Here is a 13,085-nt window from a genome sequence, read left to right on the forward strand (position 1 = left end):
ATGATGGCAACAGAAAAAATTTCTCCGGGAATGCAGCAGTATCTGGATATAAAAGCACAGTATCCAGATGCTTTTTTGCTTTTCCGTATGGGAGACTTTTATGAGTTATTTTATGAAGATGCGGTAGAAGCGGCACAGATTTTGGAACTGTCCCTGACCAGTCGTAATAAGAATGCGGAGAATCCGATTCCTATGGCGGGGGTACCGTATCACGCGGCACAACAGTATATCGACACACTTGTTGAATTGGGGCATAAGGTCGCTATTGCTGAGCAGATGGAAGATCCTAAGCAGGCAGTCGGCGTGGTCAAGCGGGAAGTAGTGCAGGTCATTACTCCTGGTACGGTAACAGACTCGTCCAAAATGGGAGCAGATAGTAACTATTTGGTTGCGATTGACCGTCAGGGAGTGCAGTTCGCACTTTCTTATATGGATGTATCAACAGGTCAGTTTTTTGTGACTAGTTTGGATGATTTTACCAGTCTTTGCGGTGAAATCCGCAACTTACGGGCACGTGAATTGGTCATCGGCTATGCTCTGTCGGAGGAAGAGGAGCAGGTTTTCTCGAATCAGATGAACTTGTTGCTGTCTTTTGAGGATGAGGTGACGGAGGATGTTCAGCTGATTGACAACTCGCTGACGGACTTGGAAAAGGCTGCGGCAGGTAAACTCCTCAGCTACCTTCATCGGACTCAGATGCGAGATCTGAGCCACTTGCAAAAGGTGGTCCATTATGAAATCAAGGACTATCTGCAAATGGACTATGCAACCAAGTCTAGCCTAGACCTGCTTGAAAACGGTCGGACTGGCAAGAAGCATGGTAGCCTGTACTGGTTGCTAGATGAAACCAAGACAGCCATGGGTATGCGACTATTGCGGACATGGATTGATCGTCCCTTGATTGATCTTAAGCGGATTGAGAGCCGCCAGGCTGTCGTGCAGGTCTTTCTGGATTACTTCTTTGAACGGAGTGACTTGGTCGAGGCTTTAAAAGGTGTCTATGACATCGAACGTTTGGCCAGTCGGGTGTCTTTTGGAAAAACCATGCCCAAGGATCTCTTGCAGCTCTCCCAGACTCTAGGAAATATCCCAGCAATCAAGAATATCTTGCAACAAATCAATGAGCCTGCTCTAGGCAATCTGGTAGCTGGATTGGACCCAATTCCAGAACTGCATGCTCTCATCAGCTCTGCTATTGATCCAGAAGCCCAAGGGACCATCACAGATGGAAATATCATCCGTACGGGCTTTGACGAAACGCTGGATCAGTACCGTCTGGTCATGCGTGAGGGAGCGGGTTGGATTGCGGAGATTGAGGCCAAGGAGCGTGAAGCATCTGGTATCAATAATCTCAAGATTGATTACAATAAAAAAGACGGCTACTATTTCCATGTGACCAATTCCAATCTGGGCAATGTGCCTAGTCATTTCTTCCGTAAGGCGACCTTGAAAAACTCGGAGCGCTATGGAACGGAAGAGTTGGCTAAGATCGAAGGGCAGATGTTGGAGGCGCGTGATAAGTCTGCTAATTTGGAGTACGAGATTTTCATGCGGATTCGCCAAGAGGTTGAGAAGTATATCGGTCGCTTGCAGAAGTTGGCTCGGACCATTGCAACCATCGATGTTTTGCAGGCCTTTGCAGTTGTGGCGGAGCAGCAACATTTGGTTTGTCCACGCTTTACAGATCAAAGAGAACTAACCATTGACCGTGGACGTCATGCAGTGGTGGAGAAGGTCATGGGCAAGCAGACCTACATTCCCAACTCTATTCACTTGACTACCGATACGCATATGCAACTGATTACAGGTCCAAACATGAGCGGTAAGTCTACCTATATGCGGCAGTTGGCGGTTATCGTCATTCTGGCGCAGATGGGTTCCTATGTGCCTGCGGATCAGGCTGCATTGCCGATTTTCGATGCTATTTTTACCCGTATTGGGGCAGCAGACGACTTGGTTAGTGGTCAATCGACCTTCATGGTCGAGATGATGGAGGCCAATAAGGCGGTCCGTCTGGCGACAGATCGTTCGCTCATCCTCTTTGATGAGTTAGGGCGGGGAACGGCCACCTATGACGGCATGGCTCTGGCCCAGTCTATCATCGAGTATATCCACGACAAGATTGGTGCCAAGACTCTCTTTGCCACCCACTACCATGAGTTGACAGACCTTAGCCAGACCTTGGAACACTTAGAGAATGTCCATGTATCGACCTTGGAGAAGGACGGCCAAGTCACCTTCCTCCACAAGATTGCACAAGGCCCAGCTGACAAGTCCTACGGGATTCACGTGGCTAAGATTGCGGGAATGCCAGAGGAACTATTGCAGCGGGCGGATAGGATTTTGCAGACACTTGAAAACCAAGCCCCTACTGCACCAGCTACCCCAGCTCCGTCAGTAGTGGAAGAGCCGTCTGGTCAAATCGACCTCTTCGCAGACACGCCTTCTCACCCAGTCCTCGATGAACTGGAAAAACTAGACATCTACAATATGACCCCAATGGAAGTCATGATGAGGGTGGCAGAATTGAAGAAAAAACTATAATATAGTCATTTAGTTTGCTTTATTACTTCGTTAACTCACTTTGCCGTACTCCAGTTATGTCTACGGTTGTTGATGCGAACTTTGTTCGCTTTATTTCCAACCTCCAACTATCTCCCAGATAGTTGGAGCGAGTACTAAAAGCAAACTAAAAGACTATACAATGAAAGTCAGGACAGTTGTTCTGGCTTTATTGCCGTTTAGTCAGTTTAGGTGTTGTTCTCGGAACCATTATTTCTCTCATAACCCCTGCTATTGTCGGTCAAGAAACTTATCTACCTCTTCTGGCTGATTTTTATCTTGGTCTACGCTTTGCTATTTTTCCTAAACTATCGGAAAATGGAGCGGCAAATTAAGGAAATCAACGGTCGTTTGTAGTATAATAGCACTATCATTTAATTGGAGTGTCTTATGAAAGTTATTTTGACGATTGTCTATAGTTTGGGGGTAGTGTGGAATACTCTCTATATTGCCTATAATGTCGGTAAACTTCCTTTGTTAAATTTGCTTTGGCCTGCTGTGATTTTAGTAGCCTGTGCTATTAACCTGTACTTTTTATGGACTAGAAAACAAGAGTCAGAATAGGCTCTTGTTTTTAGTTATTTTAGAATATGAACTATATATTGTGTAAAAAAAAGAAAATTAACTTTTTGTATACTAGATATTGATTTTTATTTTGTGAAGTGCTACACTAATAGAAGTGAAGAATTTTGGAGGTTTGTCAGATGAATGTGCAAGAAAATGTCTTACCGAGTATAGAATTATTGGTTTTGAAACGTGATGGACGGACAGTATCCTTTGATCAGGATAAGATTTTTTCTGCTCTTCGGCGGGCAAACCAAGAATTAGAACATCCTGTTTCAGAGGCAGGTTTAAAAATTGTATTAGAAGCTGTTTTGGCTGAAATTGGTCGCCGATTTGAGAAAGATGTTCAAATTTACGAAATTCAAACGGTCGTTGAACAGGAATTGTTAAAGGCTCATTTATATGATTTGGCGGAGCTTTATATTCAATACCGAACACGCCGTGATTTTCGCCGTCATCAGGCTACCGATATTAATTTTGAGATTCATAAGCTGTTGAGCAAGGACCAGTCTGTGGTCAATGAAAATGCCAATAAGGATGCGGATGTGTTCAATACTCAACGGGACCTGACAGCAGGTATTGTCGGAAAGTCTATCGGTCTCAAATTATTGCCAGCTCATGTGGCCAATGCCCATCAAAAGGGGGACATCCATTATCACGACTTGGATTACAGCCCTTATACACCAATGACCAACTGTTGTTTGATTGATTTTAAAGGGATGTTGGCACAGGGCTTCAAGATAGGAAATGCAGATGTAGAAAGTCCGAAGTCTATCCAAACAGCTACGGCTCAGATTTCACAAATCATTGCCAATGTGGCTTCTAGTCAATATGGTGGTTGCTCAGCTGACCGTATCGATGAAGTTTTGGCGCCCTATGCGGAACTCAATTACCAAAAGCATTTGAAAGATGCCAAGGATTGGGTGTTAGCAGACAAGCAAGAAGAATATGCGCGTGCTAAAACGCAAAAAGACATCTATGACGCTATGCAGTCTTTGGAGTATGAAATCAATACCCTTTTTACTTCCAATGGACAAACACCCTTTACCTCACTCGGTTTCGGGTTAGGGACATCGTGGTTTGAGAGAGAAATTCAAAAAGCGATTTTGAACATTCGTATCAAGGGTTTGGGGCGCGAAGGTCGGACAGCTATCTTTCCTAAGTTGATTTTCACAGTTAAGCGTGGATTGAACTTGGAGCCAGATTCTCCAAACTATGACATCAAGCAATTAGCGATTGAATGTGCGACCAAGCGTATGTATCCAGATATGCTTTCTTATGACAAGATTGTTGAGTTGACAGGTTCCTTCAAGGTGCCAATGGGCTGCCGCTCTTTCCTTCAAGGTTGGAAGGATGAAAATGGGGAGGATGTGACATCTGGTCGTATGAACCTAGGTGTCGTAACCGTCAATTTGCCACGGATTGCCATGGAGTCTGCAGGAGATATGGATAAGTTCTGGGAAATCTTTGCAGAACGCATGGCCATTGCCAAGGATGCTCTGGTCTATCGTGTGGAACGAGTGAAGGAAGCAACTCCAGCTAATGCTCCAATTCTCTATCAATATGGGGCATTCGGCAAACGCTTAGCTAAGACAGACGCTGTAGATGAAGTCTTTAAAAATCGTCGAGCAACCGTATCTTTGGGCTACATTGGTTTGTATGAAGTTGCAACAGTATTTTACGGTGGTGAATGGGAGACCAACCCAGAGGCAAAAGATTTCACGGTGGATATTATCAAGAAAATGAAAAACTTGGTTGAAGATTGGTCGGATGAATATGGTTATCATTTCTCAGTATATTCGACACCATCTGAAAGCCTGACAGACCGCTTCTGCCGTATGGATACAGAGAAATTTGGCATCGTTAAGGACATTACGGATAAAGAATATTACACTAACAGTTTCCATTATGATGTACGCAAAAATCCAACACCGTTTGAAAAACTGGACTTTGAGAAAATTTATCCTGCTGTAGGTGCCAGCGGTGGCTTTATCCATTACTGTGAATACCCTGTGCTGCAACAAAATCCAAAGGCCTTGGAAGCTGTTTGGGACTATGCCTATGACCGTGTAGGTTACTTGGGGACCAATACTCCGATTGACCATTGTTACGCTTGCGATTTTGAGGGCGATTTTGAGCCTACGGAGCGTGGCTTCAAGTGTCCAAGTTGCGGAAATAGTGATCCTAAATTGGTAGATGTTGTTAAACGAACTTGTGGGTATCTAGGCAATCCACAGGCACGTCCGATGGTAAAAGGTCGTCACAAGGAAATTTCGGCGCGTGTGAAACACATGAATGGGTCGAGCTTATAAGTAATAAACAGACTATGTAGAGCTTCCACAGTTCCAGTTAGCTGTGGAAGTTTATTATAAACGAACAAGAGATAAAAAAGAGGAGAAAACAATGGGAAAATACCAATTAGACGATAAGGGGAAGGCCCTGGTGACACGCTATCATGAGAAGAATTCTAATGTGAAGCAGGATAAAAAAGCGCGTGTGCAGGAATTGCTCAAACAAGCAAAAAACAAGAAAAAATAGTATGGACTATACAGATATTAGTATTCTCCATACCAATGATATGCATTCCTACATGGGGAATTTTCCTAAGAAGGCACAGCTGATTGCGGATATTCGGGATGGTAATGAGAAAAAGGGGATTCTGAGCTATAGACAGGTCTCCACCCTCAGATGTGGGCATTACCCCAGGCGGTGAGGGTTTTATGGTCAATGGCAGAGCAGTCAAGCTAGACAAGGTTTATCAGATTGTAACTAATTCTTTTGTCTGGAGCGGCAAGGACAACTATGATGATTTCCACAAGGCAGAAATTATACAGGACTTGGGACTGGATATTGACATCATCAGCGAATTTTTCAAGAGACAATATGGAGGCTAGAATGGAGTTAAGAAGACCAACTGTGGCGGATAAGAAAACGATTTTGGATATGTTGGCAGAGTTTGAAGCAGCAGGTTCTGCTATGGATGGAGGTTTTATCTCTAGGGATGTAAACTTTGAGGAGTGGTTAGAGAAGCTAAAACTGGCTGAGCTAGGGATTGGAGTGTCAGAAGGATTTGTTCCGTATGTTCAGTATGTATCGTTTGACCCGACAGGTCGAGCCCTTGGTTTTCTCAGTCTACGCCTACGGCTCAACGATTTCCTGCTCAATAAAGGCGGTCATATTGGCTATTCCATTCGCCCGACCGAGCGTGGGAAGGGTTACGCTAAGGAACAACTGCGACTCGGTTTGCAGGAAGCCGCAACCAAAAATATTTCCAAGGTCCTTGTGACCTGCTCGACAGACAATCAAGCCAGTCGCCGTACAATTGTGGTGGCGTTTTGGAAGATGTTCGAGACGGGGTAGAAAGATACTGGATTGAGGATTAATGGGAGTGACAAACTACTGAATCAAAACAGGAAAGGAATTGAGATTGGTTCCGCACTAAGCTTGCTGGGATCAATCCGAGCTAAAGCATTGGAAGTACCATTTATGGATAAAAACAGTCTGTGTACTGGTAAAACGAAACGATCAGATTTCATTTGCTTATGCTCAGGTATTTGAAATGAATAATCCTAAACCACAAGAATGGAAGAGCGAGGAACTTAGCCAAGGGCGAATAATGGACTACAAAGCCTTTAACTTTGTGGATGGAGAAGGAGTTCGTTGCTCTCTATATGTTAGTGGCTGTCTGTTTCACTGTGAGGGCTGCTACAATGTTGCAACCTGGTCTTTTAAAGCTGGGATTCCCTATACCAAGGAGCTTGAAGACCGCATTTTAGCAGACTTGGGCCAGCCCTATGTGCAGGGCCTAACCCTCTTGGGTGGCGAGCCTTTTCTGAACACAGGCACGGTCCTCCCACTCGTAAAGCGAATTCGGAAAGAACTGCCAGAAAAGGACATTTGGTCTTGGACAGGCTACACATGGGAAGAAATGATGTTAGAAACTCCGGATAAGTTAGAGTTGCTATCCTATTTAGATATTCTAGTTGACGGTCGCTATGACCGTACCAAGCGCAATCTCATGTTGCAATTTCGAGGCTCATCGAATCAACGCATCATCGATGTACAGAAATCATTACAGGAAAAACGAGTTGTCCTGTGGGATAAGTTAAAAAAATAGAGGTTAGCATAGACTTAAATTTCACCTCAAATATTGAGATAATCTGTATTATAAAACGCATAAAATCATATTGCTAAAAACATTGATTTTATGCGTCTTTCTATTTTTTGAGCTTTTATCTAGCCTCTATTTTTGAATAAATTTTGATTCTATAGCTTGTGTAGTGGGTAATCTCACAACAGAGATTATGGAGCTTTTTAGTGAATCAAAAAGTTTGTGAGTAGTCCTGCCATGGTTCCAGCAATAATATCTTTTATCATGCTGTTGTTTAGAAGACTCTGGTTTTTAGAAACAGTATCTTGAAATTTATCATTATTTTTTTCCTTGCTTGCCTCTAACAATTGAGTGAAAATGGAAAGAATTCCTTCAGACAGGATGTATTGATTTTCAGATATGATATTTTGTAAGCTTAAACTAATATCATCCCATGGAATATCATTGATATTTGTGTCTACATTTTTTGAGTTATTTATGATGTTTGAATTTGATACTGCATCTCCGTTATGGGCTGTTGTATTATTATTTCCTAAGACATTATTATCCCCTGAAACATTTGTTTGTGTACTTCCTGATTTAAAGACAGTTTGATTTTCGATTTTTTCATTTTTAATATCAATTAAAAAATTGTTCTGCAGTGAGCTATCAAATGATTTTGTAACAGCATTGAAAACCTGATTGCGAAACTGGCTATTTTTAAAAAAGAGGTAGTAGTTTTGACTGGAACCCAAGTTAAAAATAATGTAATATTTGTCTTTTAAATGCTTTTTATATTTGGAATAGACTATGAAACCGTACAACGTTAATAACAATACACCAATGAATGGTGGGATTAGGCTGATAAAGAATAGTACTATTAAGATAATGTAATCCATCAACGTAACTGGGGATTGCAATTCACTTTTGTAGAGCATGGAAATATTATTAATTTGTATGCAATTGTTTCTCGTTAAAATTGTGTTGTTTTTTATTGACAATTCATCGGTTTCGATTGTGTAGTTTTTATCGGAGTTTAGGCTTTTTAATTTTTCTAATAGTTCATTCATAATTATTCTCCTTCATATAAACCTATTATGTTAAATTAGACTAAATGTTGTGCTCGTTTGTTTTGCTTATTCATATTGATATTACATGCTTATCCAAGTCTGGTGCATCAGATAGCTTGCGCTAGATTAGTTTAGCGAATACCTACATAAAAAGAAAAACACATTTATTATACCTATAAATGTTCAAAAAGTCAAACCGCAATAAACAAACGCGTAACGTTATTGTTAGGTAAAATGTAACAAATTCATCGCTATTCTAGAGTTTATGGCTTAAGCAGTCGGTACAATCCTTATACATATGACTGATGGCTTTGTCCTGATTATTCGTTATGAAGGAAATAGAAGTTGAGAATCATGATGAAATTCGTAGATTGGTGACTTTTAATGAAGAAAAGTTTAAAAAATGAAGCGTAGAACAAATTCACTCAAAAAACGAGAAAAAGCCTTGATAAATCAAGACTTTCCTCATATCAACCAATCCTCCCTGTAGGGATCGAACCTACGACCCACGGATTAAGAGTCCGCTGCTCTGCCAGCTGAGCTAAGGAAGGTAAAAAATAAAAATGCTGTATTGGTACCGGTTATCCATGGATTGTATTGATCCCGCACGCTAAAAGCAGGTGGGTGACGCGTTTCTAACTTAGTTGCTTCTGGGTGTGCCAGCTTGCATACTGTCAGAGGATCTTTGTCTCCCTAGTAATACAAAAATAGTCGGTCAACACATAGGTATGAATTCGTATACCACAGCAGTTCTTATTTATGATTTAATAATACCACTTTTTTTTGAAAAATCAAGAGAAAAATGGTAAAAATGTAAGCGATATCAAATTGTGTGTGCCAAAAAACCAGTTCTATCAAGGATTTTGGCGTCTATTTTTTTTCAAATTTTTTATCTTTTCTTGGGTCATACCCAAGGCACGCTCGTATTTGCCGGTGTCGTTGGCGGTGAAGTAGTCCGCATTCAGTAACTTATCGGGCAGGTATTGTTGGTCCACCCATTTTTCAGGATAGGCATGCGGATACTGGTAGCCAATAGCATTTCCCAGCTCCTTACTACCAGCATAATGGCCGTCCCGCAGGTGATTTGGGATAGGCAGATGACCGTTTTTCCGCAAATCAGCCAGAGCTGCATCCATGGCCTGATAGGCAGAATTGGACTTGGGAGAAAGAGCCAAATCGACTACCACATTGGCAATTAAAATGCGAGCCTCTGGAAAGCCGATTTTCTGGGCAGCTTCAAGGGCCGTCACCGTATGAATCTGAGCCTCTGGATTGGCCAAGCCGATGTCTTCGTAGGCAATGACCGTCAAGCGACGAGCCAGACTAGGCAGGTCTTCCGCCTCAATCAAACGGGCGGCGTAGTGGAGGCTGGCATTGACATCGCTACCCCGAATGGATTTTTGCAGAGCCGAGAGGATGTCGTAGTGGGCATCGCCGTTCTTGTCCATGCTGATGTAGGACTTTTGCAGGCTATTTTCCACGGCGTCTAGGTCAATATGGCGACTGCCATCGTCACTTTCCTTGGTCGAAAGTACAGCCAGTTCTAGCGAATTATAGGCGGCACGCAGGTCACCGTTGGTAGCATTGGCTAGGAAGTCCAGAGCCTCAGGCTCAATGGTGACGGGGAAGTCAAAACCACGTTCACTGTCTGTCAGAGCCAGTTCCAAGGCCTGTCGGATGTGGCTGGTTTGCAAAGGTTGTAATTCAAAAATCTGCACTCGACTGCGAATGGCAGGCAGAATTGAGAAGAAGGGATTTTCCGTTGTTGCCCCAATCATGATGATATTGCCATTTTCCAAGAGAGGAAGCAGAAAGTCCTGTTTGGTCTTGTTGAGGCGATGAATCTCATCGAGCAGGAGGACCAGACCGCCAGAAAATTTGGCCTCTTCAGCGATTTCCTGCAGGCGTTTTTGGTTGTCGGTCGTGGCATTAAAGGTCCGAAAGGCATACTTGGTTGTGCCAGCAATGGCGGACGCAATCGAGGTCTTGCCAATCCCTGGCGGACCGTAGAGAATCATGGACGACAGCATATTGGCATTAATCATGCGGCGGATAATCTTTCCAGGACCGACCAGGTGTTCCTGACCGATGACGTCATCAATGGATTTGGGCCGCATACGAAGGGCGAGATTGGCTGGCATAGGCTTCCTTTCAGTGCATTTATGGTATAATCATTATACTACAATTTTAGGATTTGGAGAGAAACGAAGATGACGGAGTTGACGGTGAGTGTTTTGGAAGAATACTTGCATGACCACTATGGGACGACATTTCCAGAGCAAAGTCTCTTTATGAAATTAGTGGAAGAAATTGGTGAAGTGGCAGAGCTACTGAATCAGCGTGCAGGCCGCAAGATGATGGAGAGCGAAGCCGACAGCTCTGCTCGTCTGGCAGAAGAATTAGCTGATGTTATTCACTATGCTGTAGCCTTGGCGGCGGTGAATCAACTAGATTTAACCAAGTCCATTTTGGAGAAAGACAAGCAGGCTTCCGTCAAATACGGTCGAGAAATAAATTTATTGGAATTTATAGAAAAGAGGAAATAGAATGGCAAAACATGGATTTTTAGATGTGCTGGAAGTGGCACTGGATAAACATTTTACCTACGATTATGAACTCAACTGGGACAAGAAAAACCACGCAGTTGAGTTGGCTTTCATCTTAGAAGCACAGAACGCGGCTGGGGTTGAAACGGTGGACGACGAAGGCAATGCCTCTGCGGAGGATATTTTCCTAGAGGAGTATGTCCTTTTCTACAACCAGGACAAGTCTCGGTTTGACGAGGAAGACTACCTGGTCGCTCTGCCATTTGACGCCAAGAAGGGCTTTTCAGCGGAGTTTCTGATCTACTTCGCAGGTTTTCTCAAGGACACCGCCGACCAAGGTTTAGACGACCTCATGGACTTTTTGGCGGACCCAGAAGCCCAAGAATTTGCGATTGCTTGGGACGGTGAGGCCTTTGAAAAAGGCAGAGCAGACTTGGTGGAAGGGGAGTTCTACCCATATCCGAGGTATTGAGATGGTTCATGAAATGTTATTGGCTCCAAAACCTTTTGAAATGATGAAGTCTGGTCAGAAGACCATTGAGCTACGACTTTACGATGAGAAGCGCAAGCATATACAAATTGGAAATCGCATCCGTTTTTATTGTACAGAGAATCAGACGCAAACGATCGAGGTGCAAGTATTAGATCTTCACATATTTGATAATTTTGCTCAGTTATACAAAGAACTGGATTTATTGTCTTGTGGGTATACGCAAAGCAGTATCAGAGAGGCGAAACCAGAAGATATGGAAGTTTACTATTCGCGAGAACAGTTAGAACAATATGGTGCAGTAGGTATAGAATTGAGGGTAATAGATTCTATTTGACATTCCGTTTCCTCTCTTGCTTGACTGCAGGCGAAACTTTTGCTACTATAAAAATAGAAAAGGCGTTGAGTTCCAGCTCAACGCCCTGACAGGACCATAACGATGGTTCAGCTTTTGGACAAAATAGACCGCCAGCTTGAAATCTTGGGCGGTCTATTTTTTATCTAGCATGGTTACGATGATTGTAATGATCAAACCAAGCATATTTACAAGTAAGCTTGCAAAAGCTATGATGACCATTAGTTCATCTGCTGACAAATCAGGTTCTCCTTTCCGTTGGATTTTGTGTCTATTTGCATAGGCACCACCACCTTTCAGAAATCAGAACCACCGCTCAGATTTTCCTGTCATTTCATTTATTCGAAAATTATTTTGATTTTACTTACCATATAACATTAACTTGTAAAATAGGCTAGAAATCGGTACAATAATACAGTGATTGACGCATAGAAAAGTAAAGGAACAAGAAATATGAACTCATGGCAAGAAGTAACGATTCACGTGCATCGTGATGCAGAGGAAGCCGTTTCAAATCTGATGATTGAAACGGGCAGTCAGGGGGTGGCTATTAGCGACTCAGCTGACTATGTGGGACAGGAGGACCGTTTCGGTGAACTTTATCCCGAGGTGGAGCAGTCGGATATGATTGCGATTACGGCCTATTATCCTGATACTGTGGATATTGAGGAAATCAAGGCAGATTTGGCAACTCGCCTGGCGGATTTGACGGGCTTTGGCTTGGAGACGGGTCAGGTCAGCCTAGAAAGTCAGGAACTGGCAGAGGAAGACTGGGCGGATAACTGGAAGAAATATTATGAGCCAGCCCGCATTACCCACGATTTGACCATTGTGCCGTCTTGGACCGACTATGAGGCGACTGCTGGTGAGAAGATTATCCGCCTGGATCCAGGTATGGCTTTCGGTACGGGAACTCATCCGACGACCAAGATGAGCCTCTTTGCCTTGGAGCAGGTCCTGCGTGGTGGCGAAACGGTCATTGATGTCGGCACAGGCTCAGGCGTCCTTTCCATTGCCAGCTCCCTCTTGGGTGCCAAGGAGATTTACGCCTATGACTTGGATGAAGTGGCGGTGCGTGTGGCCCAGGAAAACATTGACCTCAACGCCCACACTAGCAATATTCATGTTGCGGCAGGAGACCTCCTCCGTGGCGTTGACATTGAAGCAGAAGTCATCGTTGCCAACATCTTGGCGGATATTCTCATTCATCTGACCGAGGATGCCTACCGTCTGGTCAAGGACGAGGGCTACTTGATTATGAGTGGCATCATAGCGGACAAGTGGGACATGGTGCGAGCATCTGCGGAGGCGGCTGGCTTCTTCCTTGAGACCCACATGATTCAGGGCGAGTGGAATTGCTGCGTCTTTAAGAAGACGACTGACCGCTCAGGCGTGATTGGAGGCTAGG

The 13,085-nt window shown here is 43.5% G+C and carries 15 protein-coding genes, 1 tRNA gene, 1 other RNA gene and 1 pseudogene; 13 read left to right on the top strand and 5 right to left on the bottom strand.

The genetic code is table 11. From position 1 onward, the window contains the following. Positions 1 to 3: 3 nt before the first annotated feature. The 9 genes and pseudogenes from mutS to nrdG all read left to right on the top strand — a co-directional run bounded on the left by mutS (position 4) and on the right by nrdG (position 7,243). The gene (mutS, locus tag ODU50_RS02845; RefSeq protein ID WP_398581295.1) at positions 4 to 2,544 is read left to right on the top strand and encodes a DNA mismatch repair protein MutS; all 2,541 of its coding nucleotides are present in this window, start codon (positions 4 to 6) and stop codon (positions 2,542 to 2,544) included. Positions 2,545 to 2,796: 252 nt separating this feature from the next. Then, complete coding sequence (locus tag ODU50_RS02850; protein ID WP_153603277.1) at positions 2,797 to 2,919, top strand: DUF3021 family protein; 123 nt, start codon at positions 2,797 to 2,799, stop codon at positions 2,917 to 2,919. Between the two features lie 33 nt (positions 2,920 to 2,952). Further along, the gene (locus ODU50_RS02855) at positions 2,953 to 3,126 is read left to right on the top strand and encodes a hypothetical protein (RefSeq protein WP_192873059.1); all 174 of its coding nucleotides are present in this window, start codon (positions 2,953 to 2,955) and stop codon (positions 3,124 to 3,126) included. 140 nt (positions 3,127 to 3,266) lie between these two features. Then, complete coding sequence (nrdD, locus tag ODU50_RS02860) at positions 3,267 to 5,438, top strand: anaerobic ribonucleoside-triphosphate reductase (protein ID WP_172030093.1); 2,172 nt, start codon at positions 3,267 to 3,269, stop codon at positions 5,436 to 5,438. 91 nt (positions 5,439 to 5,529) lie between these two features. Further along, entirely contained in the window at positions 5,530 to 5,664 is a 135-nt protein-coding gene (locus ODU50_RS02865; RefSeq protein WP_002939130.1) for a hypothetical protein, read from the top strand. A 1-nt stretch (position 5,665) separates the two neighbouring features. Beyond that, positions 5,666 to 5,839, top strand: a complete 174-nt coding sequence (locus ODU50_RS02870) for a hypothetical protein (RefSeq protein WP_161498820.1) — start codon at positions 5,666 to 5,668, stop codon at positions 5,837 to 5,839. Next, positions 5,817 to 6,020: a hypothetical protein gene (locus ODU50_RS02875; protein WP_029752793.1), complete on the top strand. Its 204-nt coding sequence runs from the start codon at positions 5,817 to 5,819 to the stop codon at positions 6,018 to 6,020. Before ODU50_RS02870 ends, ODU50_RS02875 begins: the two co-directional genes overlap by 23 nt. Before the next feature lies 1 nt (position 6,021). Next, positions 6,022 to 6,509, top strand: a pseudogene (locus tag ODU50_RS02880) (GNAT family N-acetyltransferase). A 176-nt stretch (positions 6,510 to 6,685) separates the two neighbouring features. After that, positions 6,686 to 7,243, top strand: coding sequence for an anaerobic ribonucleoside-triphosphate reductase activating protein (gene nrdG, locus ODU50_RS02885; protein WP_002939123.1), 558 nt, complete (start codon positions 6,686 to 6,688; stop codon positions 7,241 to 7,243). A gap of 197 nt (positions 7,244 to 7,440) precedes the next feature. Here the strand turns inward: nrdG and ODU50_RS02890 are convergent, their stop codons facing one another. The 4 genes from ODU50_RS02890 to ODU50_RS02905 all read right to left on the bottom strand — a co-directional run bounded on the left by ODU50_RS02890 (position 7,441) and on the right by ODU50_RS02905 (position 10,427). After that, on the bottom strand, positions 7,441 to 8,286 hold the full coding sequence (locus tag ODU50_RS02890) for a hypothetical protein (RefSeq protein ID WP_105153106.1): 846 nt from the start codon (positions 8,284 to 8,286) through the stop codon (positions 7,441 to 7,443). Between the two features lie 478 nt (positions 8,287 to 8,764). Then, positions 8,765 to 8,837, bottom strand: a tRNA-Lys gene (locus ODU50_RS02895). An 8-nt stretch (positions 8,838 to 8,845) separates the two neighbouring features. Continuing rightward, a non-coding RNA gene (ssrS, locus tag ODU50_RS02900) (6S RNA) lies at positions 8,846 to 9,039 on the bottom strand. A gap of 101 nt (positions 9,040 to 9,140) precedes the next feature. Next, the gene (locus ODU50_RS02905) at positions 9,141 to 10,427 is read right to left on the bottom strand and encodes a replication-associated recombination protein A (RefSeq protein WP_172030090.1); all 1,287 of its coding nucleotides are present in this window, start codon (positions 10,425 to 10,427) and stop codon (positions 9,141 to 9,143) included. A gap of 69 nt (positions 10,428 to 10,496) precedes the next feature. Here ODU50_RS02905 and ODU50_RS02910 point away from each other — a divergent pair, with 69 nt between their 5' ends. From ODU50_RS02910 to ODU50_RS02920, 3 genes are read left to right on the top strand one after another with little or no spacing between them, the layout of a single operon-like run. Next, on the top strand, positions 10,497 to 10,832 hold the full coding sequence (locus ODU50_RS02910; RefSeq protein ID WP_172030089.1) for a MazG nucleotide pyrophosphohydrolase domain-containing protein: 336 nt from the start codon (positions 10,497 to 10,499) through the stop codon (positions 10,830 to 10,832). 1 nt (position 10,833) lies between these two features. Continuing rightward, entirely contained in the window at positions 10,834 to 11,304 is a 471-nt protein-coding gene (locus ODU50_RS02915; protein WP_172030088.1) for a DUF3013 family protein, read from the top strand. A gap of 1 nt (position 11,305) precedes the next feature. Beyond that, positions 11,306 to 11,659 (top strand): ASCH domain-containing protein, encoded by a 354-nt coding sequence (locus ODU50_RS02920; RefSeq protein WP_044671419.1) that lies wholly within the window; start codon positions 11,306 to 11,308, stop codon positions 11,657 to 11,659. A gap of 153 nt (positions 11,660 to 11,812) precedes the next feature. On the opposite strand, the gene ODU50_RS02925 is transcribed toward ODU50_RS02920, so the two are convergent. Further along, positions 11,813 to 11,917 carry a putative holin-like toxin gene (locus tag ODU50_RS02925; RefSeq protein ID WP_221737275.1) on the bottom strand — a complete coding sequence of 35 codons (105 nt, stop codon included), beginning with the start codon at positions 11,915 to 11,917 and terminating at the stop codon, positions 11,813 to 11,815. A 213-nt stretch (positions 11,918 to 12,130) separates the two neighbouring features. Here ODU50_RS02925 and prmA point away from each other — a divergent pair, with 213 nt between their 5' ends. Beyond that, positions 12,131 to 13,084 carry a 50S ribosomal protein L11 methyltransferase gene (prmA, locus tag ODU50_RS02930; protein ID WP_172030087.1) on the top strand — a complete coding sequence of 318 codons (954 nt, stop codon included), beginning with the start codon at positions 12,131 to 12,133 and terminating at the stop codon, positions 13,082 to 13,084. Position 13,085: the final 1 nt, after the last annotated feature.

Origin of the sequence: Streptococcus sp. 2020WUSS084, from assembly GCF_044427445.1 — a bacterium.
Lineage (GTDB): Bacteria > Bacillota > Bacilli > Lactobacillales > Streptococcaceae > Streptococcus > Streptococcus suis.

What these genes read in the sequence shown, in the direction of transcription:
- mutS (WP_398581295.1), top strand. Translation starts at nt 4, where the DNA reads ATGGCAACAGAAAAAATTTCTCCGGGAATGCAGCAGTATCTGGATATA.
- ODU50_RS02870 (WP_161498820.1), top strand. Translation starts at nt 5,666, where the DNA reads ATGGACTATACAGATATTAGTATTCTCCATACCAATGATATGCATTCC.
- prmA (WP_172030087.1), top strand. Translation starts at nt 12,131, where the DNA reads ATGAACTCATGGCAAGAAGTAACGATTCACGTGCATCGTGATGCAGAG.
- nrdD (WP_172030093.1), top strand. Translation starts at nt 3,267, where the DNA reads ATGAATGTGCAAGAAAATGTCTTACCGAGTATAGAATTATTGGTTTTG.
- ODU50_RS02865 (WP_002939130.1), top strand. Translation starts at nt 5,530, where the DNA reads ATGGGAAAATACCAATTAGACGATAAGGGGAAGGCCCTGGTGACACGC.
- ODU50_RS02920 (WP_044671419.1), top strand. Translation starts at nt 11,306, where the DNA reads ATGGTTCATGAAATGTTATTGGCTCCAAAACCTTTTGAAATGATGAAG.
- ODU50_RS02905 (WP_172030090.1), bottom strand. Translation starts at nt 10,427, where the DNA reads ATGCCAGCCAATCTCGCCCTTCGTATGCGGCCCAAATCCATTGATGAC.
- ODU50_RS02890 (WP_105153106.1), bottom strand. Translation starts at nt 8,286, where the DNA reads ATGAATGAACTATTAGAAAAATTAAAAAGCCTAAACTCCGATAAAAAC.
- nrdG (WP_002939123.1), top strand. Translation starts at nt 6,686, where the DNA reads ATGAATAATCCTAAACCACAAGAATGGAAGAGCGAGGAACTTAGCCAA.
- ODU50_RS02855 (WP_192873059.1), top strand. Translation starts at nt 2,953, where the DNA reads ATGAAAGTTATTTTGACGATTGTCTATAGTTTGGGGGTAGTGTGGAAT.
- ODU50_RS02915 (WP_172030088.1), top strand. Translation starts at nt 10,834, where the DNA reads ATGGCAAAACATGGATTTTTAGATGTGCTGGAAGTGGCACTGGATAAA.
- ODU50_RS02910 (WP_172030089.1), top strand. Translation starts at nt 10,497, where the DNA reads ATGACGGAGTTGACGGTGAGTGTTTTGGAAGAATACTTGCATGACCAC.